This window comes from Algoriphagus sp., from assembly GCF_024305035.1.
Lineage (GTDB): Bacteria > Bacteroidota > Bacteroidia > Cytophagales > Cyclobacteriaceae > Algoriphagus.
Window position 1 is genome coordinate 49,262 of the sequence record NZ_JAMWZB010000015.1, and the last position, 22,853, is coordinate 72,114.

The 22,853-nt window shown below is 43.6% G+C and carries 17 protein-coding genes and 4 tRNA genes; 18 read left to right on the forward strand and 3 right to left on the reverse strand.

Annotated features, from left to right (window positions below):
- The first annotated feature begins 523 nt into the window (after positions 1 to 523).
- Positions 524 to 3,280 carry a carboxypeptidase-like regulatory domain-containing protein gene (locus Q0L00_RS10205; RefSeq protein ID WP_297336783.1) on the forward strand — a complete coding sequence of 919 codons (2,757 nt, stop codon included), beginning with the start codon at positions 524 to 526 and terminating at the stop codon, positions 3,278 to 3,280.
- A gap of 362 nt (positions 3,281 to 3,642) precedes the next feature.
- Here the strand turns inward: Q0L00_RS10205 and frr are convergent, their stop codons facing one another.
- From frr to Q0L00_RS10220, 3 genes are all read right to left on the reverse strand, one after another.
- The gene (gene frr, locus Q0L00_RS10210; RefSeq protein ID WP_297336784.1) at positions 3,643 to 4,203 is read right to left on the reverse strand and encodes a ribosome recycling factor; all 561 of its coding nucleotides are present in this window, start codon (positions 4,201 to 4,203) and stop codon (positions 3,643 to 3,645) included.
- Positions 4,204 to 4,210: 7 nt separating this feature from the next.
- Positions 4,211 to 4,921 (reverse strand): UMP kinase, encoded by a 711-nt coding sequence (gene pyrH, locus Q0L00_RS10215; RefSeq protein WP_087938052.1) that lies wholly within the window; start codon positions 4,919 to 4,921, stop codon positions 4,211 to 4,213.
- A 137-nt stretch (positions 4,922 to 5,058) separates the two neighbouring features.
- Positions 5,059 to 5,553, reverse strand: coding sequence for an acetyl-CoA carboxylase biotin carboxyl carrier protein subunit (locus tag Q0L00_RS10220; protein ID WP_297336785.1), 495 nt, complete (start codon positions 5,551 to 5,553; stop codon positions 5,059 to 5,061).
- A 73-nt stretch (positions 5,554 to 5,626) separates the two neighbouring features.
- Here Q0L00_RS10220 and Q0L00_RS10225 point away from each other — a divergent pair, with 73 nt between their 5' ends.
- From Q0L00_RS10225 to rpsG, 17 genes are all read left to right on the forward strand, one after another.
- The gene (locus Q0L00_RS10225; RefSeq protein ID WP_297336786.1) at positions 5,627 to 8,245 is read left to right on the forward strand and encodes a M1 family metallopeptidase; all 2,619 of its coding nucleotides are present in this window, start codon (positions 5,627 to 5,629) and stop codon (positions 8,243 to 8,245) included.
- Positions 8,246 to 8,391: 146 nt separating this feature from the next.
- A tRNA-Tyr gene (locus Q0L00_RS10230) sits at positions 8,392 to 8,474 on the forward strand.
- A 74-nt stretch (positions 8,475 to 8,548) separates the two neighbouring features.
- Positions 8,549 to 8,621, forward strand: a tRNA-Gly gene (locus Q0L00_RS10235).
- Between the two features lie 33 nt (positions 8,622 to 8,654).
- Positions 8,655 to 8,726: transfer RNA gene (locus Q0L00_RS10240), tRNA-Thr, on the forward strand.
- 60 nt (positions 8,727 to 8,786) lie between these two features.
- The gene (tuf, locus tag Q0L00_RS10245) at positions 8,787 to 9,974 is read left to right on the forward strand and encodes an elongation factor Tu (RefSeq protein ID WP_297336787.1); all 1,188 of its coding nucleotides are present in this window, start codon (positions 8,787 to 8,789) and stop codon (positions 9,972 to 9,974) included.
- 117 nt (positions 9,975 to 10,091) lie between these two features.
- Positions 10,092 to 10,162, forward strand: a tRNA-Trp gene (locus Q0L00_RS10250).
- Positions 10,163 to 10,179: 17 nt separating this feature from the next.
- On the forward strand, positions 10,180 to 10,368 hold the full coding sequence (gene secE, locus Q0L00_RS10255; RefSeq protein ID WP_087938047.1) for a preprotein translocase subunit SecE: 189 nt from the start codon (positions 10,180 to 10,182) through the stop codon (positions 10,366 to 10,368).
- An 18-nt stretch (positions 10,369 to 10,386) separates the two neighbouring features.
- Complete coding sequence (nusG, locus tag Q0L00_RS10260; RefSeq protein ID WP_297336788.1) at positions 10,387 to 10,944, forward strand: transcription termination/antitermination protein NusG; 558 nt, start codon at positions 10,387 to 10,389, stop codon at positions 10,942 to 10,944.
- 3 nt (positions 10,945 to 10,947) lie between these two features.
- A complete protein-coding gene (rplK, locus tag Q0L00_RS10265; protein ID WP_297336789.1) occupies positions 10,948 to 11,391 on the forward strand; it encodes a 50S ribosomal protein L11 in 444 nt (147 codons plus the stop codon).
- A 10-nt stretch (positions 11,392 to 11,401) separates the two neighbouring features.
- Positions 11,402 to 12,100 (forward strand): 50S ribosomal protein L1, encoded by a 699-nt coding sequence (rplA, locus tag Q0L00_RS10270; protein ID WP_297336790.1) that lies wholly within the window; start codon positions 11,402 to 11,404, stop codon positions 12,098 to 12,100.
- Positions 12,101 to 12,102: 2 nt separating this feature from the next.
- A complete protein-coding gene (gene rplJ, locus Q0L00_RS10275) occupies positions 12,103 to 12,639 on the forward strand; it encodes a 50S ribosomal protein L10 (RefSeq protein WP_297336791.1) in 537 nt (178 codons plus the stop codon).
- A 51-nt stretch (positions 12,640 to 12,690) separates the two neighbouring features.
- A complete protein-coding gene (rplL, locus tag Q0L00_RS10280; RefSeq protein ID WP_297336792.1) occupies positions 12,691 to 13,074 on the forward strand; it encodes a 50S ribosomal protein L7/L12 in 384 nt (127 codons plus the stop codon).
- 157 nt (positions 13,075 to 13,231) lie between these two features.
- Positions 13,232 to 17,107, forward strand: coding sequence for a DNA-directed RNA polymerase subunit beta (rpoB, locus tag Q0L00_RS10285; protein WP_297336793.1), 3,876 nt, complete (start codon positions 13,232 to 13,234; stop codon positions 17,105 to 17,107).
- A gap of 50 nt (positions 17,108 to 17,157) precedes the next feature.
- Positions 17,158 to 21,468: a DNA-directed RNA polymerase subunit beta' gene (rpoC, locus tag Q0L00_RS10290; protein ID WP_297336794.1), complete on the forward strand. Its 4,311-nt coding sequence runs from the start codon at positions 17,158 to 17,160 to the stop codon at positions 21,466 to 21,468.
- Between the two features lie 64 nt (positions 21,469 to 21,532).
- Entirely contained in the window at positions 21,533 to 21,856 is a 324-nt protein-coding gene (locus tag Q0L00_RS10295) for a DUF3467 domain-containing protein (protein ID WP_297336842.1), read from the forward strand.
- A gap of 98 nt (positions 21,857 to 21,954) precedes the next feature.
- A complete protein-coding gene (gene rpsL / locus Q0L00_RS10300) occupies positions 21,955 to 22,365 on the forward strand; it encodes a 30S ribosomal protein S12 (RefSeq protein ID WP_092791611.1) in 411 nt (136 codons plus the stop codon).
- Positions 22,366 to 22,383: 18 nt separating this feature from the next.
- A complete protein-coding gene (rpsG, locus tag Q0L00_RS10305) occupies positions 22,384 to 22,851 on the forward strand; it encodes a 30S ribosomal protein S7 (RefSeq protein WP_087938037.1) in 468 nt (155 codons plus the stop codon).
- Positions 22,852 to 22,853: the final 2 nt, after the last annotated feature.

The window sequence follows — 22,853 nt, forward strand, 5'->3', positions numbered from 1 at the left end:
ATCAATTTTGGGATTAGGCGTAGTATGCCTACCTTTTTTCCGACAATCGTCGTGGACCGGCCTCTCGCTCCTAAGTTTTACAAAAGCTTTTTTGATGTTCGATCCCGGCATGATATGATAACTTTGAAATTATTTGTTTTCGGAAAATTTGATTTTATGAGAAAAGCATTCCTGATATAAAATTAGGAGCTGCTTTGTTTTTTGATTGTTCAGGTAGCAGGATGTGGACCGGTTAAAGTAGATTATTCGTAAATAGGTTTTAACAACCCATTAGAAATTGGTAAAAATAGTAGGGCAGGATAAGGACTTAAGCAATCATTTTGTGAATGATTTTAGTCTAGGGTCGGCTTTTAGGACGAATAAACAACACCTAGTCTACCGAAACGATATGACTACTCCGATAGGGGAAATCAGAGAAGGTTAAAAATCTGATTCTGAAAAGGAAGGTTTAGAATTTGCCTTTTGAATGGAATAGTTAATTAAAAAACAAGTAGATTCAATTCCATTAAGTAAAAGCTTTACGATGAGAAACCTTTTTTTGATCTTACTTCTTTTTTCAGCTAAAATTCTTTCCGGGCAAACCATCAGGGGAACGGTTTTCGAAAAAGAATCTGGGCTTCCCCTTCCCTTTGCCCATGTATTTGTCAACAATACCACCTTGGGCGCGGCCTCAGACGAGGAAGGCCGGTTTATGCTCATAGGAACTTTCCCCGACGAAATCGAGATCGTTGCCTCATTTGTCGGGTATGTCACTGAGGTGAAGACGGTTTCCTTTGAAAACAAAAATGAGCTAAAGGTGGACTTTGAACTTGCATTTCAGGAGTCTGGTCTTTCTGAAGTAGAGCTCAAGGCTAAACGCGACAAAGCCTGGCAACGCGAATTCCGAAGGTTTGAGGAAGTTTTTTTGGCGGTGCCCGATGACCCGTATAAATCCCAAATCGAAATCCAAAACCCCTGGGTGGTGGAATTTGAAAAGATAAAACCGAAAAGGGGACAAAATTACCTCCGGGCTAGCGCCCGGGAACCCCTGAAAATCATCAACCGCGCCCTGGGGTACCGAATCGATTATTATCTTCAGGATTATCGTCTTATCCGAAACGGATCCCGGTTTTACGGTCAGGTATTTTTCGAACCGCTGAATCCCACAGATGCCGAGGAATCCCAAGGCTGGGCGGAAGCCAGGGCTGCAAACTATCAGGGATCTATCCGTAGCCTCAATCAGTCCATCCTGCTCAATGCGCCGGATTCTGTGGAATTTAAACTCTATCGGGTTTTGCCGGAAAGGATGGACAGAAGACGCACCAACGAGTTTTATGAAGAATTGGATGAGTCCATTCTTGCTGTCAGCAAGGACTCTTTGCTGAGAAAACCTTTGGAAAATGGCAATTTCAGGATCTTTCTACCCGGAAAGATGGAAATCCACCACCTGGATAAGCCCTGGCCCAACCAGTATTACCGAGATGTGTATCATGCCCTCAGCTGGATCGAAGCCCCTCTGGGCTTTTATGACATCGATCGCAGAGGGGTACTGATCAATCCCACCCAGCTGATGCTCTCGGGCTATCTGAGTCGGCAGCGGGTAGCCCGGACCTTGCCGCTGGATTTTGTTCCAGAATCGGGACTTTTGGCCCAACAACCACCAAACGAAATCCTCAACGATCCTTCTTCCAAACTGAACCGCTTACGGGAAAAGGCATGGATAACTACCAGCAAGCCCTATTTTTATCCCGGAGAGACCGCTTGGCTCGGGGGACGGATGCTTTACCATGAACCTACCCTGAAAGATTCACTCAGCCGGGTAGTCTATGTGGACTTGTTGGACTCCAAGGCAGAAGTCATCCAATCGGCTACTTTTCCTGTCCGGGAAGGGAAGCTTTCCGGAGCCTTGGTTTTATCAGAGGATTTGAAGCCGGGGGATTATGCCCTTAGAGCCTATACCCATTGGAGCCGGAACTTTGGACAATTGGATGAATTCTTGACCCCTTTTGTGGTAATGGAGCTGGGATATTTTCCCACAATAGATCTTCCTGATCCGGTGGAATATTTTGGGGAAATTCAGGTGAGTTCCTCCTATACCCTCAGGGATTCGCTAAGCTATAGGCTAATGGATTTGGAGTTGGCCCTGAAGGATGGTTTTGACAATCCCATCGACGGGGAATTTATCCTTAGCATCACAGATGCGGAGTATGTGCGGGAATTCCCCCGAATAAACAGTTTGGAGCAGGCCATGGACTGGCTGGATACTGCCCTACCGGAAGACGTTGGGACTGAGCTATCCCATCCCGTCGAGTACGGGATATCCATTCAGGGTCAGTTTATTCCGGACAAAAAACGCCGTCCCCTGATCAATCCCATTACCATAGTTCGGGGAGACTTGGAGGATTACGGACAGGTGGACACGGATTCGGCAGGGAGGTTTTGGGCAACGGGATTATATTTCAAGGATACTGCCCAGATCGCAGTGGCGGCAATGGACAGTAAACGAAAACCCTATGGCTCGGTCAGGCTGGACTCCTTGGGAAAACCGGATCCTCCTTCGGAGTTTCCAAGAATTCCCTACCAGAAAGCATCTCTTCCGACTGATGAAGATATTCTCGATGCAGCAGGCGATTACATCCTTTTGGAGGAGTTTGTTAAAGAGGCTAAAAAAGAGGTTGCGAAAGAATCTGACTGGTATGGATATGGGGAGCCAGATAGGGTAATGACTGAGGATCAGTTAGCGATGAGTTTAAATATGATGACAGTTTTAACGCGCATGGGCTTTAATTCAAATAGTTTAAAATTTGGCAATTATAGCTACGGAGAAAGAACTGGAGCACCGCTTTTGATTATAGATGGTTCCAAGTTTCCTTTTCTTGAAAACCAAGAATTTGTGGATATGATTAATTCCTATGTTCCTAAAGAAATAAAATCTGTAGGAATTTATACATTCGGCGCGGGGGTATTTGGAATGGCAGGGTATTCAGGAGTAGTGATACTTGAAACCAAACGTGGTGAAAGAATCAGAGAAGAAAGAAGCCGCAACTTTAATTCTAAAGGTTTTCAGCTTTTTGATGTCTTAGGTTTTACCGAATTCGAGGAGTTTCCCAAAAATCCCCCAGCTGACCAATACTTAAAGAAAAAACCAACCATTTTCTGGGAACCTGATGCAAAGACTGACGATGGTGTTTTCAGCGTTCAGGTTAAAATTCCCCACGGAGTCCGGCAATTGCGAATTCGAATCGAAGGATTGACACTGGACGGGGAGGTGTTTAATAAGAGTATTGAATTAACCCTCTAGAAACAGTATTGATCATGCAAAGCTAAAAATGGGGTCCTCTTTCTGAAGGATGCGTTTGAAAGGAATAGTTGGAGCTATCCCAAATCGGTTAATTCATAAAAATTATCCGGGTAGATTACCTTAAAGCTGGAATTGGGATAGGTTTTGCTGAAAATTTTAGGGGATTTGGATTGATAGGAAGCCAACTTCATAAATTTAGCTAAATACGTGAAGTTGAGTTCCTGCTTTTAGCTAAATTCTGGGATTGAGAGAATGAGATTCTGTAAGGCATTACCAGTTGATTAGATTTCTGGCTTTTTAAAAGCCAAATAAAAAAGCCACTCTCTTTTGAAAAGTGGCTTTTGAAATATGCTTTATCGTCTTTAGACTTTCATGATATCGGCTTCTTTTTTAACCAATAACTCGTCAATTTTGGCTGAGTATTGATCAGTAAGTTTTTGGACCTTGTCTTCGGCGCGTTTGATGTCATCCTCAGAAACTCCGTCATTTTTGAGTTTTTTCAATGCATCATTGGTGTCTTTTCGGATGGTACGAATGGAAATTTTTCCATTTTCGGTTTCGTTTTTCGCATTTTTGACCAAAGTAATCCGACGCTCCTCCGTCAAAGTCGGGATGGTCAGAATGATCATTTCACCGTTGTTTTGCGGAGCTAGCCCCAGATCCGAATTGATGATGGCTTTTTCGATTTCTCCGATCAGGTTTTTCTCAAATGGGCGAATTGCCAAGGTCCGCGCATCTGGAGTGGTTACTGAGGAAACTTGATTCAGCGGAGTAGGGGATCCATAATACATGACCAGGATACCGTCTAGCATATTAGGCATGGCCTTGCCCGCACGAATTTTTAACAGTTCAGCAGCGGTATGGTCCACCGCTTTTTGCATCATTTCTTTTGCCTCTTCTAGGTATAATTCGATCTCTTCCATGATTAATTTATAGTGAGGTGATGAGTGTTCCGATTTGTTCTCCTTCGACCAGTTTGCTTAAGTTGCCGGCCTTATTCATATCAAAAACGATAATGGGCAGATTGTTTTCCTGGCAAAGCGTAAAGGCCGTCATGTCCATCACATTGAGGTTTTTTTCATAGACCTCCGAAAACGAGATGGTTTGGTATTTGGTAGCAGTCTCATCTTTTTCGGGATCTGCGGTGTAAACGCCATCTACGCGGGTCCCTTTCAAGACCACATCCGCTTCCACTTCGATCGCCCTTAAGCTTGCCGTGGAGTCGGTGGTAAAATAAGGATTACCAATTCCTGCTCCGAAAATAACAATTCTACCTTTTTCTAAGTGGCGAATCGCTCTTCTTCGGATGAAAGGTTCACAGACCGATTCAATTTTAATCCCGGACATCAGGCGGGTAAACATTCCAGCTTGCTCTAAGGCGCTTTGTAAGGCCATAGCATTAATTAGTGTGGCCAGCATGCCCATGTAATCTCCCTGTACTCGGTCGATGCCGGACTTTTCGGCCTGTACTCCTCTGAAAATATTTCCTCCTCCGATCACAATGGCGATTTCTACCCCCATTTCTTTTACTTTCTTGATTTCTTGGGTGTATTGCTGGAGCCGATTGGGATCTATTCCGTAGCTTTTATCTCCCATTAGGGCTTCTCCACTGAGTTTGAGGAGGATTCTTTTGTATTTCATAGGTGTCGTTTTTTTCAAAAGAGTGCAAGTATTGGTTTTGCAAAAATAACCGGACAAATATAATTTCTTCCATTCAGAATGCTAGTCAAAATTTCAATTTGCCCAAAAGTGCACGGTTCAATTCCTGCGCCAAAAAATTAAAAGGTGATCATCACTTGATTTTTTTCCACGCTTTGTTTGAGCGAGACTTTTACTTCTTTGACGATCCCATCCCCGGGAGCTTTGATGATGTTTTCCATCTTCATGGCTTCCAATATCAAGACTACATCACCTTTCTTCACCTCGTCTCCAGGAGCTACCTTTAAGTCCAGAATCAAGCCCGGCATAGGAGCTTTGATATCCTGAATACTGCTTTGATTGAGGTCAGTCATGCCAAGCTCTTCCAGCAATAGATCGAATCTATCTTTTAATTGTACCTCCACAATCTTGTTTGCCAGCTTGATTTGAAGGGTTTTTTCTTCCCGATTCAGACTTACTAGCTCCGCTTCCATGGAGGAATTGTTTTTGATCAAGTGAATTTTACGGTCGGAAATCCATTGGACATCCCAATCCAGGATTTGATCGTTTACTTTGAGACTTTTGTCGGATTTTTCGACCGAAAACGTCTTTTCGTTGAGGATAACTGAAAACATTCCTGCTAATTTGAGTCGCTATTGTTGTCAAGCTCAGGGACCCGAGCTTATTTCTACTCCAAATATCAAATAAATGATTACCAAGCCAAAGAATATTTTGCAATTCACGATTAGAATTTCGGGATTTGCGCTAATTTTTTTTCAACTAGCCTGTAAGTCGACACAGCCGACTCCAGCGCTCCCAGCTAATCCTCAAAAACCAGAAGTAGAGGTTATGGCCGAAATCAATCAGGATTCCATTCGATTAGTGAAACAAAAGGAAACTGAGCTTACCTCCTACCGGGCTGCAGCACCCAGACTGATGGATTTGGTTCACATGGATTTATCGGTAGGTTTTGATTTTGACCAGCAGGTAGTCATTGGAGATGCACGATTGACCTTGACGCCTTACGCTCGCCCACAAAAAACGATGAAGTTGGATGCTCAGGACTTTGAGTGGGGGAAAGTAAGCTTGATGGATGGTGAAAAGGAAGTATCCCTTGGCTACCGCTATGATGAGCGTGAGTTGCTGGTTTATTTTCCAGATACGGTTTCAGTCGGGGATACCATTCAGCTTCGATTGAGCTATCGGGCTTTTCCAGAGCGAAATTCTGGCCAAGGAAGTGCCGCAATCACAGATACCAAAGGATTGTATTTTATCGATCCGCTGGACTCGATAGACGCTAAACCCACCATGATATGGACCCAAGGGGAGACTGCACATAATTCTAAGTGGTTTCCGACGATAGACGAACCCAATGAGCGATTTACCCACCAAATCAAAGTTGAGGTTCCTGAAACAATGGTTTCCATAAGCAATGGGAAGTTGATCCAACAGGAAAAGGGAAAAGAGGGCCTTCGAGTGGATACTTGGCTGATGGATTTGCCTCATGCACCGTATTTAGTTGCTTTGGCAATCGGGGAATTTGAAAAAGTCTCGGACAGGTATAAAGAAATTCCTCTCGGCTATTATGTAGAGAAGGGGTATGGAGCGGGTGCCAAAAAAGTCTTTGAGCATACACCGGAAATGATTCAGTACTTTGAGAAATTACTTGAAGTAGAATATCCCTGGCAAAAATACGATCAAATTGTAGTTAGGGACTTTGTTTCTGGGGCGATGGAAAATACTACCGCTTCTATTTTTATGGAAGAGCTCCGGTTGGATGAGCGGGAAGCCATCGATTCGGAATGGGATTACATTATTGCTCATGAGCTCTTTCATCAGTGGTTTGGTGATTACGTTACCACTGAATCCTGGGCTAATCTCACGCTGAATGAAGCCTTTGCCAATTACAGTGAATTTCTTTGGCATGAATACAAATACGGGGAGGATGAAGCGAAGCTGAAGTTGATGACTGAGTTGGAAAATTACCTGGTGGAGGCAGATAATAAGCAAGTCGATCTGATTCGCTTTCAGTATGCTTCTGCCGAGGATATGTTTGATTCCCACAGTTATTCCAAGGGAGGCTGGGTTCTCCATCAGCTAAGAATCCATCTGGGAGATCAATTATTTTTCAAAGGACTCAAGCATTACCTAACTGAAAATGCATTAAATAGCGTGGAGGTGCATGACCTTCGATTGGCCTTGGAGGAAGTGAGTGGGGAAGACTTAAATTGGTTTTTTAACCAATGGTTTTTGGATAAAGGACACCCTCTGCTTGCTTTTGAAGTCGATTACTCGGTGCCGGAGAATCTTTTAATTTCAGTAAGTCAAAAACAAAATTTGGAAACTACGCCGCTTTACCGAATTCCGTTTACTGTGAGCTGGTATGCGGATGGGAAAAGACAAGAGAAGGTCTTTGTGCTTGATCAGGCTTTTCAGCAGTTTGCTTTGGAAAATAAGGAAGCCGTCAGTCAAGTCTACATGGACGAGAAAAAAGATTTGTTGGCTGTCCGTCAACAGGAGCTAAGCCCCGAATTTATGCTTCGCCAATTTCAGGAGTCTGAATTTGGAGTAGCCCGATATGAAGCATTGGATAGTTTGTCTGCTTGGGAGGCGGAGGATGAGCTTCAAAAAGTAATCCCCCTAGCATTGGAAGATGAATTTTGGGCCGTACGGGAGTCCGGGTTGAGAATTGTTCAGAACCACACTGACTGGATGGAAAAGGATGCTAATCTGGAAGAAAAAGTGTATCAGCTGGCCGAGGAGGACGTCCGGAATTCGGTGAGAGCCGGTGCCATAGATGTGCTTTCCGCATTTAACGCGGATAAATATTATCAGGCTTTTCGCAGGTTTGCCAATGATTCCTCCTATTTGATTGTCAGTTCGGCTTTGATGGCAATCAATCAAACTGAAGCGACAGAAATTGAGCCTGGGTTTTTAGAAAGCTTTTCTCAATCCACCAATTATAGGGTAGCCGTCCCGCTGGCAGAATACTATTTAACCAAAAATGTAAACCAAAAAGGTGCATGGTTTCAGGAAAAAACAGCGCAGCTGACCGGAGAAGGACTGTACTACTTTTTGGGCTATTACAGTGAATATTTTGTCCGAAATCCGGAAGAAGGAAAAAGTGAAGCGATCGCTTATTTGTTTTCAGAGTTGGAAAATAATGGACAGCTTTATGTAAGGTTGGGTGCCTTTCAGGGCCTCATGGGTTTTGCTGATGAGCCGGGGGTTGGAGAGCGGTTGAAGAGGGCAGTAGCCGCAGAACCTAACCCAGAGATCAAAAATTACATGGAATATTTTCTTCAGGCACTTTCTGGTGAAAATTAATGGGCTGATTTAGAATGGATTGAACTGATTCGGTAAAAAATCTTCTTAAAAATAAAATCCTTGTTTTGAAACTTTGAGAAAAGCCTATAATTTTGCCATCCGTTAAGACAGAGAGAAGGAGAAAGTTTCCTGTCTAAACGCTAGTTGGGGGAATACCAAAGCGGCCAACTGGGACGGACTGTAAATCCGTTGACTTATGTCTTCACAGGTTCGAATCCTGTTTCCCCCACAAAATTGCCTGAATTGTAAAATTTTTTTTCTAGTTTTGCAGGGCAAAAAATATTCGGCTTTGCCGGATCAAAAGCGGGAGTAGCTCAGTTGGTAGAGCGGCAGCCTTCCAAGCTGCAGGTCGCGGGTTCGAGCCTCGTCTCCCGCTCTATGCTTTTCTCTTGGAAAGCATCGGGTAAAAGCCGACGTAGCTCAGGGGTAGAGTACTTCCTTGGTAAGGAAGGGGTCAGGGGTTCAAATCCCCTCGTTGGCTCTTAACGGCTTTAAAATAATTCTAAACATATCTTTAAACTTAAACTGAGGATTTTCACGCATGGCAAAAGCAACATTCGACCGTTCCAAGCCGCACGTTAACATCGGTACGATTGGACACGTAGACCATGGCAAAACTACATTGACTGCCGCCATTACAACTGTATTGGCAAAAAAAGGTCTTTCCGAACTAAGAGATTTCTCTTCCATTGATAACGCGCCGGAAGAAAAAGAAAGAGGTATTACCATCAATACTTCACACGTAGAATACCAAACAGAGGCTAGACACTACGCTCACGTAGACTGTCCTGGTCACGCTGACTACGTTAAAAACATGGTAACTGGTGCCGCTCAAATGGACGGAGCTATTCTTGTAGTAGCTGCAACTGATGGACCAATGCCACAAACTAGAGAGCACATCCTTTTGGCTCGCCAGGTAGGTGTACCTGCTCTTGTAGTATTTATGAACAAAGTGGATATGGTGGACGATCCTGAGCTTCTTGAGCTTGTGGAAATGGAAATCAGAGAACTTCTTTCTTTCTACGAATTTGACGGTGATAACATCCCAGTAATCGCAGGTTCTGCACTTGGTGCATTGAACGGTGAAGAGAAGTGGGTTGAAACTGTAATGGAATTGATGAATGCTGTAGATACTTACATTCCACTTCCTGAGCGTTTGATCGACAAAGATTTCTTGATGCCTGTTGAAGACGTATTCTCAATCACGGGTAGAGGTACTGTTGCTACCGGTAGAATCGAAAGAGGTGTAATCAACTCTGGTGATCCTGTTGATATCATCGGTATGGGAGCTGAAGGACTGAAGTCTACCGTTACTGGTGTAGAGATGTTCCGTAAGATTCTTGACAGAGGTGAAGCTGGTGACAACGTAGGCTTGTTGCTAAGAGGTATTGAAAAAGCGCAAATCAAGCGTGGTATGATTATCTGTAAGCCAGGTTCTGTTACTCCTCACGCACACTTCAAAGCTGAAGTTTACGTACTATCAAAAGAAGAAGGTGGTCGTCATACGCCATTCTTCAACAAATACAGACCACAGTTTTACTTGAGAACCACTGACGTGACTGGTGAGATTAAGCTTCCAGAAAACGTAGAGATGGTTATGCCAGGTGATAACGTGACTATCGAAGTTAACTTGCTTAACGCAGTAGCTTTGGAAAAAGGTCTTCGTTTCGCGATCCGTGAAGGTGGCCGTACTGTAGGTGCAGGTCAGGTTACTGAAATTCTTGACTAATTCAGAACTGATTCCTTATAAATAAACAATGCGATCCTGAATATTTTTGGGATCGCATTTGTTTCTTTAGGCAGTTATCTCTAATTTTGCGTTCCCATTAGCGGAGCGTTCATTCACACGGGCATAGTTCAATGGCAGAATAGCGGTCTCCAAAACCGTTGATGGGAGTTCGAATCTCTCTGCCCGTGCAAGTAAGAAAGACATTATGAATCTCAAAAACTTTGTCCTCGAGTCATACGATGAAATGAAAAACAAGGTCACTTGGCCTAAGTATTCGTTTCTTCAAAATTCAGCAGTATTGGTGTTGGTAGCATCTTTGATCTTTGCGCTATTTATTGGTGCGGTTGATTTAGGATTTGAGAACATCATGACATGGTTTTATGATTTATTTTAATTGAACTGACATTACAGGATGGCTGAACAAATGTGGTACGTACTCAGGGTAGTTGCGGGACAGGAAAAGAAAACCAAAACTTATCTGGAAAATGAAATTGCCAGACAAAAATTGGATGAATTTATCCCCGAAGTCCTTATTCCCTCTGAGAAGGTATATGAGATGCGAAACGGCAAAAAGCGAGTACGGGAAAGAAATTTCTTTCCAGGCTACGTTTTAGTCAATGCGGATCTTACCAATGGTGAGGCCAACCACGTAATAACAAGCATTCCGGGTGTCATCGGATTTCTTGGATCAAACCAGGGGGGAGCTTCCAAAACCCCTGAACCATTACGACAATCTGAAGTCAACCGTATCTTAGGAAAGGTTGAGGAGATTGATGAGTTTGCCGAGAAGTTAGATACCCCATTTATAGTTGGAGAGTCCGTAAAAGTAATGGACGGACCTTTCAGTGGGTTTACCGGGACAATTGAGGAAGTGTTTGATGACAAGAAGAAATTGAATGTTATGGTCAAAATCTTCGGTCGAAACACTCCTGTAGAATTAAACTTTATACAAGTAGAAAAACAAGACTAAGCAATGGCTAAGGAAATCACTGGTTATTTAAAACTGCAAGTGAAAGGTGGCCAGGCAAACCCGTCACCTCCAGTAGGTCCAGCTCTTGGTTCCAAGGGTTTGAACATCATGGAGTTTTGTAAGCAATTCAATGCACGTACCCAAGATAAAATGGGTCAAACGTGCCCTGTTTTGATTACGATTTACTCGGATAAGTCTTTTGACTTTGTAGTTAAAACTCCTCCTGCAGCAAACATGCTACTCGAGGCGGCAAAGGTAAAAGGCGGATCTGCAGAGCCAAACCGAAAAAAGGTAGGTTCTGTAACCTGGGATCAGGTTAAGGAAATCGCGGAAGTAAAAATGCCTGACCTAAATGCCTTCAAAGTGGAGTCAGCTATGAAAATGATAGCTGGTACAGCGCGAAGCATGGGAATCACAGTATCTGGAAAAGCCCCTTGGGAAGTATAAAAAATAAACTATGGCTAAGTTAACAAAAAAGCAAAAAGAAGCTCTTTCTAAGTACGACCCAAGCCAAGTGTACTCCCTGGAGGAAGCTTCTTCGATCGTGAAGGAAATCACTACAACTAAATTCGACGCTTCAGTGGACATTGATGTTCGCCTAGGTGTAGACCCTCGTAAAGCCGATCAAATGGTTCGAGGTGTAGTAGCTCTTCCTCACGGCACAGGAAAAGACATCAAAGTATTGGTGCTTTGTACTCCTGACAAAGAAGCCGAAGCTAAAGAAGCAGGTGCAGATTACGTTGGATTGGACGACTACATTGCCAAAATCGAAGGCGGATGGACTGACATTGATGTCATTATCACCATGCCTAATGTGATGGCCAAAGTAGGTAGATTAGGTAGAGTGCTCGGACCAAGAGGTCTGATGCCAAACCCTAAAGCAGGAACAGTAACACTAGAAGTAGGAAAAGCTGTCAAAGAAGTTAAAGCGGGTAAAATCGATTTTAAAGTCGATAAGTTCGGAATCATCCATGCAAGTGTGGGCAAAGTCTCTTTCTCTCCTGAAAAAATTGAGGAGAACATAAAAGAATTGATTTTGACGATTTCCAAATTGAAACCAGCTTCTTCTAAAGGGACATATTTTAAGAGTATTCACGTATCCAGTACAATGTCTCCTGGTATCTCAGTGGACAAGGGTAGCATTCAAGGAATTTAATCATGACTAGAGACGAAAAGAAAGAAATAATCGACGGTCTTACCGAGAAATTCAGAGAAAACCCTTTCTTCTACATTACAGATGCCGGTGGATTCTCTGTAGCTGAAGTAAACGCATTCAGAAGAACGTGTTATGAAAGAGGTGTAGAGTATAAAGTCTACAAAAACACCTTAATCAAAAAAGCACTAGATAATCTGGAGGCGGACTTTTCAGGATTGGATGAATCGCTTAAAGGATTCTCTGGAATCATTTTCTCAAAAGAGACTAGTAACCTGCCAGCTAGAGTATTGCTGGATTTTAGGAAAAAAATAGGTAAAAAAGAGACTAGACCAGTATTCAAAGGGGCAGCCATTGATTCCGATATTTTCATCGGTGAAGCAAACCTTGAAATGCTGTCTAAACTCAAGTCAAAGGAGGAATTGCTTGGCGATCTTATCGGCTTGCTACAAGCTCCTGCGATGAACCTTATCTCTGCCCTTCAGAGTGGTCAAAACAACCTTACTGGTGTGTTAAAAACCTTAGAAAGCAGAGGAGAATAACAATACTTCAAATTCAATCAAAAAAAACGAAAAATCTAAATTTATAATACAATGGCAGATCTTACACAACTTGCAGAACAGTTGGTAAACTTGACTGTAAAAGAGGTTAAAGAATTGACAGACATCCTTAAAGATCAGTACGGAATCGAACCTGCTGCAGCGGCTGTTGCAGTAGCTGGACCTGCTGCTGGTGGTGCCGATGGTGGTGCTGCTGAAGAGGAAAAAACTGCATTCGACGTAGTTCTTAAAGCAGCTGGTGGACAGAAACTAGCAGTAGTAAAGCTGGTTAAAGAATTGACTGGTCTTGGCTTGAAAGAAGCGAAAGAATTGGTTGACTCTGCACCGAAAGCCTTGAAAGAAGGCATCGCTAAGGACGAAGCTGAAGCGTTGAAAAAATCTCTCGAAGAAGCTGGAGCTGAAGTAGAGATCAAATAATTTGGTTCATCCAGGCCTGCTTAGGTTTGGGTGTAGCCCTAAGACCTGACTATTCAAGTCAGGTCTTTTCCTGTTTATGCGCAGGTAAAAAATTGCATTATTTCGAGCGAAAATTGTAATTTTCCAAAAATTAATTTCACTATAAACATATACTACCTTGGCTATCAAGAATCAAACCGAAAGGAAAAGTTTCTCCTCCATTAAGGTGGTCAAAGACTATCCGGATTTTCTAGATATTCAGCTGCAGTCATTCAAAGACTTCTTTCAGTTGGATACACCTGCAGAAAAACGCCGGGCAGATGGGTTATTCAAAGTGTTTTCTGAGAATTTCCCAATCTCTGATTCCAGAGAAAACTTCACTTTGGAATTTATCGATTATGCCGTTGATCCTCCTAAGTACAGTGTAGGTGAGTGCATCGATCGAGGCTTGACCTACTCTGTACCATTGAAGGCAAAATTGAGATTGCTTTGTCATGATGAGGACAATGAGGATTTCGAAACCATCGAGCAAGAGGTATTTTTGGGAAATCTTCCCTACATGACCGAAAAGGGCTCATTTGTAATTAATGGAGCCGAGCGGGTAATTGTATCTCAATTGCACCGTTCTCCGGGAGTATTCTTTGCTCAAAGTAAACATACCAACGGGACGAAGTTGTATTCTGCTCGTATCATTCCTTTCAAAGGTTCTTGGATCGAATTTGCTACAGACATCAACAATGTCATGTATGCCTATATTGATCGTAAGAAAAAATTCCCAGTCACCACACTTTTAAGAGCAATTGGGTACGGATCCGACAAGGATATCCTGGACCTTTTTGGCCTCTCTGAAGAAGTATCTGCCACCAAAACTGCCTTGAAGAAGGCTGCTGGTCGAAAACTCGCTGCTCGTGTTTTGAGAACTTGGGTAGAGGATTTTGTGGATGAAGATACCGGTGAGGTAGTATCCATCGATCGAAATGAAGTATTGCTTGAGCGTGACACCGTTTTGACCGATGAAGACATTGAAATGATTTTGGACTCTGGTTCGAAAAGCATCATTCTGCATAGAGAGGATGTGAATGTGGCCGATTACTCGATTATTTACAATACACTACAAAAGGATAATTCAAACTCCGAGAAGGAAGCCGTTGAGGTGATTTACCGTCAGTTGAGAAATACTGAAGCACCGGACGAAGCTACTGCTCGGGAAGTAATCCATTCTCTTTTCTTCTCTGACAAGCGTTATGACTTGGGGGAAGTAGGGAGATATAGAATCAATAAAAAGCTAGGGCTTGATATTGATTCGGATAAGATTGTTTTGACTAAGGAAGATATCATCAATATCGTAAAGTATTTGATCGGATTGATCAACTCCAAAGCGGTAGTCGATGATATTGATCACTTGTCCAACAGACGGGTACGTACCGTAGGAGAGCAGCTTTACAGCCAGTTTGGTGTGGGGCTTGCCCGAATGGCCAGAACCATTCGAGAGCGAATGAACGTTCGTGACAATGAAGACTTTAAACCAGTTGATTTGATCAATGCTCGTACGCTTTCCTCGGTCATCAATTCCTTCTTTGGAACCAACCAGCTCTCTCAGTTTATGGATCAAACCAATCCATTGGCTGAGTTGACGCACAAGCGTAGGCTTTCTGCTTTGGGGCCAGGTGGTCTGTCCAGAGAGCGTGCAGGTTTTGAGGTTCGTGACGTTCACTATACCCACTATGGTAGACTTTGTACGATCGAAACTCCAGAAGGTCCAAACATCGGGTTGATTTCTTCGCTTTGCGTGCATGCTAAAGTGAATTCCATGGGCTTCCTGGAGACTCCTTATCGGAAAGTAAAAGACGGTAAGGTGGCCATGCAAAAAGAAGACATTGTATTCTTGACCGCAGAGGAAGAAGACGATCACAACATTGCGCAGGCGAATGCTCCTTTGGATGAGTCAGGAATGTTTGTCAATGAAAAAGTGAAAGCAAGATTCGAAGGGGATTTCCCAGTCTTGGATCCTTCTGAGATCAGCTACATGGACGTGGCTCCCAATCAAATTGTGTCAGTGGCCGCTTCATTGATTCCATTCTTGGAGCATGACGATGCAAACCGTGCGCTGATGGGATCAAACATGCAACGTCAGGCTGTTCCACTTTTGAAGGCAGAATCTCCAATCGTAGGAACTGGCTTGGAAGGAAAAGCTGCGATCGATTCCAGATCCTTGATTATTGCAGAAGCAGATGGGGTTGTGGAATACGTGGACGCAAAGAAAATCACGATCAAATATGATTTGAGCGAGGATGAGCTTTTGGTCAACTTCACCGATGAATATAAAACGTACGATCTGATCAAGTTCAGAAGAACCAACCAGGATACCACGATCAATTTGACTCCTTTAGTTTTAAAAGGAGAGAAAGTGGTCAAAGGTCAAGTTTTGGTAGAAGGCTATTCGACCAACGAAGGTGAGCTTGCACTCGGTAAAAACCTCCGGGTGGCCTACATGCCATGGCAGGGGTATAACTTTGAGGATGCGATTGTCATCTCGGAGCGAGTAGTCAGAGAAGATGTCTTTACCTCCATTCACGTTGAGGAATTCCAGCTAGAAGTTCGGGATACTAAGCGTGGAGAAGAAGAATTGACTTCGGAGATTCCTAACGTTTCGGAAGAGGCGGTGAAGCATTTGGATGAAAACGGGGTAATTTCCATCGGAGCTGAGGTAAAAGAAGGCGATATCATCATCGGTAAGATCACTCCGAAAGGAGAAACTGATCCTACTCCAGAAGAAAAACTGTTAAGAGCCATCTTTGGTGACAAAGCAGGGGATGTAAAAGATGCTTCTTTGAAGGCTTCTCCTTCCCTAAATGGAGTGGTGATTGAAACCAAATTATTCTCCAGACCTAAAAAGGATAAAGACAACCGAGCAAAGGCAAAAGCGGAGGTTGAAAAGTTAAAAGCCAAGTACTCCAAAGATCTTTTGGCCATTCGTGCTCGAATGATCAATAAGTTGGTAACCATCCTGGACGGTAAAACTTCCCTAGGGGTCAAGCACAAATTTGGTGATGAAATCATCAGCAAAGGAATGAAGTTCAATCAAAAGAACATTGAAAACAACCTTTTCCCTGCAAAGAATCCGTACAGAGATGAGTCAAATTACAATGTTCCTGAGGAAGCTAACTTGATCTCCGATATTATTCTGGACGATTGGACAGATGATCCACATACCAATGATTTAATTGTGAAACTGGTGAAAAACTACACCAATTCCCGTAATGAAATCAGTGGTTTGTTTAAGCGAGATCGATTTACATTAGAGGTAGGTGATGAATTACCTGCAGGTATCGTACAGCTAGCCAAAGTTTATATCGCCAAGAAGCGAAAGCTGAAGGTTGGAGATAAGATGGCGGGTCGTCACGGAAACAAGGGTATTGTCGCCAGAATCGTACGAGACGAAGACATGCCTTTCCTAGAAGACGGAACTCCAATGGATATCGTATTGAATCCACTAGGGGTACCTTCTCGAATGAATATTGGTCAGATCTTTGAAACGGTATTGGCTTGGGCCGGGCAAAAACTAGGTAAGAAGTACGCCACCCCAATCTTCGATGGGGCTTCCATGGAAGAAGTTGCAGCCGAACTCGATGCAGCAGGGTTACCACCTTATGGCCGTACTTACCTTTACGATGGATTAACCGGAGCGAAGTTTGACCAGCCGGTAACTGTAGGTATCGCCTACATGCTAAAACTGGGTCACCTCGTGGATGATAAAATGCACGCGAGATCTATTGGTCCATACTCCCTAATTACCCAACAACCCTTGGGTGGTAAGGCGCAGTTTGGTGGTCAGCGATTTGGTGAGATGGAAGTGTGGGCATTGGAGGCATTTGGTGCGTCCCATGTGCTGCAGGAAATCTTGACCGTAAAGTCTGATGATGTAATCGGTAGAGCGAAAGCCTATGAGGCCATCGTAAAAGGTGAAAACCTTCCGAAGCCAAACATTCCTGAATCATTCAATGTATTGGTTCATGAGTTGAGAGGCTTGGCTCTAGAAATTACCTTAGATTAAATTGGCTCAACAGGGCGGTCATTCCGCCCTTCACATATCTTCAAAAAACTATGTCGTTTAGAAAAAATAAAAAACTCAACAATGATTTTTCTAGGGTTACGATCAGTTTGGCCTCTCCAGAATCTATTCTGGATAGCTCAAATGGAGAAGTAACTCAGCCAGAGACGATAAATTACAGAACCTATAAGCCTGAAATGGGCGGTTTGTTCTGTGAGCGAATCTTTGGTCCGGTCAAAGACTGGGAATGTCATTGTGGTAAATACAAGCGCATCAGATATAAAGGAATCATCTGCGACCGTTGTGGGGTGGAAGTCACCGAGAAGAAAGTTCGCCGTGAGCGAATGGGACACATCGAGCTTGTAGTGCCTGTCGCTCATATCTGGTACTTTAAGTCCTTGCCGAATAAAATCGGTTACTTGCTTGGTTTGCCAACCAAAAAACTGGATCAAATCGTGTATTATGAGCGATATGCGGTAGTCCAGCCGGGCATCAAAGCAGAGGAAGGAATTCAGTACCTTGATTTCTTGACCGAGGACGAATACTTGGACATCATGGACAAGCTTCCTAAGGAAAATCATATGCTTGATGATGATGACCCGAATAAATTCATCGCCAAAATGGGAGCCGAAGCCCTTGAGATGCTTTTAGCTCGCTTGGACTTGGATGATCTATCCTACTCCCTTCGTCATCAGGCAGCTACGGATACTTCTCAGCAGCGTAAGGCTGAAGCCTTGAAACGATTGAAGGTTGTAGAAGCATTCCGAGACGCAAGAACCCGTATCGAAAACCGCCCAGAGTGGATGATCGTACGAATGGTGCCTGTGATTCCACCAGAATTGAGACCTTTGGTTCCTTTGGATGGCGGACGTTTTGCGACTTCGGATTTGAATGACCTTTACCGAAGAGTAATTATCAGAAACAACCGATTGAAGCGTTTGATTGATATCAAAGCTCCAGAGGTGATTTTGAGAAACGAAAAGCGAATGCTTCAGGAAGCGGTAGATTCACTTTTTGATAACTCAAGAAAAGTAAATGCGGTAAGATCCGATGGAAACCGAGCCCTAAAATCCCTTTCGGATATGTTGAAAGGTAAGCAGGGTCGATTCCGTCAAAACTTGTTGGGTAAGCGTGTGGATTATTCCGGTCGATCGGTGATCGTAGTAGGTCCAGAGCTGAAACTACACGAGTGTGGTCTTCCTAAGAATATGGCAGCAGAACTTTTCAAGCCTTTTATCATCAGAAAACTGATTGAAAGAGGGATTGTGAAAACCGTAAAATCTGCTAAGAAAATTGTGGACCGGAAAGATCCAGTAGTATGGGATATTTTGGAGAATGTGTTGAAAGGACATCCTGTCCTGCTTAACCGAGCCCCAACACTTCACCGATTGGGTATCCAGGCTTTCCAGCCTAAATTGATCGAAGGAAAGGCAATCCAGCTTCATCCATTAGTTTGTACCGCGTTTAACGCTGACTTTGACGGTGACCAGATGGCGGTTCACGTTCCATTGGGACATGAAGCGATTTTGGAAGCCTCTACCTTGATGCTTTCTTCTCATAACATCCTAAACCCTGCCAATGGTGCTCCTATTACGGTACCTTCTCAGGACATGGTTTTGGGATTGTATTATGTAACCAAAGGGAAGAAATCGACAGATGAGGAGCCAGTGGCTGGAGAAGGAATGACCTTCTATTCCCAGGAGGAAGTAATTATTGCCATGAACGAGGGCAAGGTCTCCAAGCACGCAAATATCAAATGTAAAGTTCGTGTGAAGATTGGCCCGGACGAATTTGAGGATAAAATCATCGATACCGTTGCTGGTCGCTTGATTTTTAATCAGTTCGTTCCCGATCAAGTAGGGTATGTCAATGAGCTATTAACGAAGAAAAAGCTTCAGCAAATTATTGCCGAAGTAGTGAAGGTGTGTGGTATTGCACGTACGGCTCAGTTCTTGGATGATATCAAGCATCTTGGTTTCCAAATGGCTTACCAAGGTGGGCTTTCCATGGGACTCAACGATGTAATTATTCCTGATCAAAAAGATCCATTGGTGGCTAAAGCCAAAGAGGAAGTGGATGCAGTATGGAACAACTACCTTATGGGTCTGATTACCGACAATGAGCGTTACAACCAGGTTATTGACATCTGGACCCGTACCAACTCCAATCTGACCAACATTTTGATGAAGCAGATGGAGGAGGATAAACAAGGGTTCAATGCCATCTATATGATGATGCACTCCGGAGCAAGAGGTTCCAGAGAGCAGATTCGACAGCTTGGAGGAATGAGAGGATTGATGGCTAAGCCACAGAAAAATCTTCAAGGTTCTGTCGGTGAAATCATCGAAAACCCGATTCTTTCTAACTTTAAAGAAGGACTCGATGTACTCGAGTACTTTATCTCTACCCACGGTGCACGTAAAGGTCTAGCTGATACGGCATTGAAAACTGCCGATGCGGGTTATTTGACTCGACGATTGGTGGATGTGGCTCAAGACATGATTGTGACCGAAGAGGATTGCGGTACTTTAAGAGGCTTGATCGTTCAGCCATTGAAAGATAACGACGAAATCGTTGAGCCACTTTCTGAGCGAATTCTAGGACGGGTTTCCGTACATGATGTTTACGATCCGTTGACCGATGAATTAATCGTTCCAGCTGGTGTGGAGATTGGAGACGAAATCGCTAAGATGGTCGATGATTCGGCAATCGAAGAAGTGGAGATCCGTTCGGTATTGACCTGTGAGACCAGAAGAGGAGTTTGTAGCAAATGTTATGGACGAAACTTGGCTACAGGCCGAATGGTACAGGCCGGTGAATCTGTCGGTGTGATTGCCGCTCAGTCAATCGGTGAGCCAGGTACCCAGTTGACGTTGAGAACTTTCCACGTCGGGGGTACAGCTTCTAACATGGCCGTCGAAGCCAGCATCAACGCTAAGTTCGACGGGGTGGTCGAATTTGATGAGGAATTGAGACTCATCGAAACCACCAATAAAGATGGAGAACCAGTTACCGTAGTGATGGGGAGATCTGGAGAAATCAAGATCAATGAACCTAAATCCGGAAAAACTTTGGTTTCAAACCATGTGCCTTATGGAGCCTTGTTGAATGTAAAGGATGGACAGAAAATTGCTAAGGGAGATTCCCTTTGTACTTGGGATCCTTACAATGCGGTTATTATTTCCGAGTTTGACGGGAAAGTGGACTTTGAGTCTATTGTAGAAGGGGTAACTTTCAAGGAAGTAGCTGATGATCAGACAGGTTTCCGTGAGAAAGTAATCATTGAAACCAAGGATAGAACCAAGAACCCGGCGATTGTTGTAGATTATGGAGAAGATTCCAAATCCTACAATATCCCAGTGGGAGCTCACCTTGCCGTAGAGTTAGGTGATCAGGTAAAAGCGGGTCAGATTTTGGTGAAAATTCCTCGATCTGTCGGAAAAACCCGAGACATTACCGGTGGTCTTCCACGAGTTACCGAGTTGTTTGAGGCACGAAATCCATCCAACCCAGCAGTAGTTTCTGAAATCGACGGTGTGGTTACCTATGGTGGGATCAAACGAGGTAATCGTGAGATCATCATCGAATCCAAGGACGGGGTGATCAAAAAATACATGGTGTCGCTTTCCAAGCACATCTTGGTTCAGGAAAATGACTTTATCCGTGCGGGTGAACCCCTTTCCGATGGAGCCATTACACCAAATGACATCTTGTCTATCAAAGGACCTACTGCGGTGCAAGAATACTTGGTCAATGAGATTCAGGAAGTTTACCGACTTCAGGGGGTAAAAATCAACGATAAGCACATTGAGGTAATCGTTACCCAAATGATGCAAAAAGTTGAAATCCTTGATGCTGGGGACACTGGATTCTTGCAAGGACAAGTCGTGGACAAGTGGGCGTTCCGTGAGGAAAACGACAACATTCTGGATAAGAAAGTGGTCATGGATGCCGGAGATTCCTCTACTTTGAAGCCTGGGATGATTATTTCTTCCCGACGTCTTCGAGACGAAAACTCTTCCTTGAAGCGTAAGGACTTGAAGCTTGTACAGGTACGTGATGCGGAGACGGCTGTTTCTAAGCCTACTTTGCAAGGAATCACTGCAGCTTCGTTGGGTACGGAAAGCTTCATCTCGGCAGCTTCCTTCCAGGAAACTACCAAGGTGCTTTCTGAAGCCGCGATCCGAGGCAAGCGTGATGAGCTTTTGGGACTGAAAGAAAATGTAATCGTAGGACACTTGATTCCTGCCGGAACAGGCCAGCGAAAGATCCAAAATGCGATCGTAGGTTCACAGGAAGAATACGAGAAACTTTCCGAAAATATGGAGAAGTCTTCCCGTAAATCAAGCGAGGCGATCCTATAATAAAAAGTTAATCTACTATCAAAAGGCCTGTAGCAGTACAGGCCTTTTTTAATCCCAGTTTATGATGAGTGACGAGAAAAATCAAAACCGACCCGATCAACAGATCAACGTGGAGCTTTCAGAGGAAGTAGCTGAAGGTGTTTATTCCAATCTGGCGATGATCGCCCATTCCAATTCTGAATTTGTGATTGATTTTATCCGGTTGATGCCGGGTGTACCCAAGGCAAAAGTGAAGTCCAGGATCATTGTGACTCCGGATCATGCCAAGCGATTGCTTGCTGCACTGAAGGATAATATTGAAAAATACGAGGCTGCTTTTGGAAAGATTAATCAATCAGGAGGAGCCCCCCAGTTTCCGATTAGTTTCGGGACACCGGGAGAAGCCTAAGAAAAATATAACTGCTTAATTTTGTTTAATTTATTACTTTCAATACCTTTGCAGTCCAAAATTTAACAGTTTACAGGAAAACTAAATTTTATCAGTTAATGCCTACTATTCAACAGTTAGTAAGAAAAGGTAGAACTACACTGGAAACCAAATCTAAATCAAGGGCTTTGGACGCTTGTCCACAGCGTAGAGGGGTTTGTACCAGGGTGTACACTACTACCCCTAAGAAGCCAAACTCAGCGATGAGAAAAGTGGCCAGGGTGAGATTGACCAATGGAAAAGAAGTGAATGCTTACATCCCAGGTGAAGGTCATAATTTGCAAGAGCACTCGATCGTATTGATTAGAGGTGGTCGTGTGAAAGATCTACCAGGTGTGAGGTATCACATCATCCGAGGTGCATTGGATACTGCCGGAGTAAAAGACCGTAAGCAAGGTCGCTCCAAGTACGGTGCTAAAAGACCTAAAGCAGGTAAGGGTGCTCCCGCTGCTCCAGGCAAAAAGAAATAATCAAACACATTAGAAGAAATGAGAAAAGCGAAACCAAAGAAGAGATATATTCTTCCTGATCCCAAGTTCAACGATACTTTGGTGACCAAGTTTGTGAACTGTCTGATGGTAGATGGGAAGAAGAGTATTGCTTACAAGATTTTCTACGATGCAGTAGAAAAGGTAGAATCCAAAGTAGGTGAGAATGGTCTTGAAGTTTGGAAAAAGGCGCTTAACAATATTGCTCCATCCGTAGAGGTGAAGAGTCGTAGAGTTGGTGGTGCTACATTCCAAGTTCCAATGGAAGTCCGACCCGAAAGAAAGATGGCCCTTGGAATCAAGTGGATGATCAACTACGCTCGTAAAAGAGGTGAGAAAACCATGATGGATCGTCTAGCTGGCGAAATCATCGCAGGTGCCAAAGGTGAAGGTGCTGCTGTGAAAAAGAAAGATGATACCCACAGAATGGCCGAAGCAAACAAAGCATTCTCACACTTTAGATTTTAATT

Coding starts and splice junctions, on each gene's coding strand:
- Q0L00_RS10205 (WP_297336783.1), top strand. CDS start 524: ATGAGAAACCTTTTTTTGATCTTACTTCTTTTTTCAGCTAAAATTCTT.
- frr (WP_297336784.1), bottom strand. CDS start 4,203: ATGGAAGAGATCGAATTATACCTAGAAGAGGCAAAAGAAATGATGCAA.
- pyrH (WP_087938052.1), bottom strand. CDS start 4,921: ATGAAATACAAAAGAATCCTCCTCAAACTCAGTGGAGAAGCCCTAATG.
- Q0L00_RS10220 (WP_297336785.1), bottom strand. CDS start 5,553: ATGTTTTCAGTTATCCTCAACGAAAAGACGTTTTCGGTCGAAAAATCC.
- Q0L00_RS10225 (WP_297336786.1), top strand. CDS start 5,627: ATGATTACCAAGCCAAAGAATATTTTGCAATTCACGATTAGAATTTCG.
- tuf (WP_297336787.1), top strand. CDS start 8,787: ATGGCAAAAGCAACATTCGACCGTTCCAAGCCGCACGTTAACATCGGT.
- secE (WP_087938047.1), top strand. CDS start 10,180: ATGAATCTCAAAAACTTTGTCCTCGAGTCATACGATGAAATGAAAAAC.
- nusG (WP_297336788.1), top strand. CDS start 10,387: ATGGCTGAACAAATGTGGTACGTACTCAGGGTAGTTGCGGGACAGGAA.
- rplK (WP_297336789.1), top strand. CDS start 10,948: ATGGCTAAGGAAATCACTGGTTATTTAAAACTGCAAGTGAAAGGTGGC.
- rplA (WP_297336790.1), top strand. CDS start 11,402: ATGGCTAAGTTAACAAAAAAGCAAAAAGAAGCTCTTTCTAAGTACGAC.
- rplJ (WP_297336791.1), top strand. CDS start 12,103: ATGACTAGAGACGAAAAGAAAGAAATAATCGACGGTCTTACCGAGAAA.
- rplL (WP_297336792.1), top strand. CDS start 12,691: ATGGCAGATCTTACACAACTTGCAGAACAGTTGGTAAACTTGACTGTA.
- rpoC (WP_297336794.1), top strand. CDS start 17,158: ATGTCGTTTAGAAAAAATAAAAAACTCAACAATGATTTTTCTAGGGTT.
- Q0L00_RS10295 (WP_297336842.1), top strand. CDS start 21,533: ATGAGTGACGAGAAAAATCAAAACCGACCCGATCAACAGATCAACGTG.
- rpsL (WP_092791611.1), top strand. CDS start 21,955: ATGCCTACTATTCAACAGTTAGTAAGAAAAGGTAGAACTACACTGGAA.
- rpsG (WP_087938037.1), top strand. CDS start 22,384: ATGAGAAAAGCGAAACCAAAGAAGAGATATATTCTTCCTGATCCCAAG.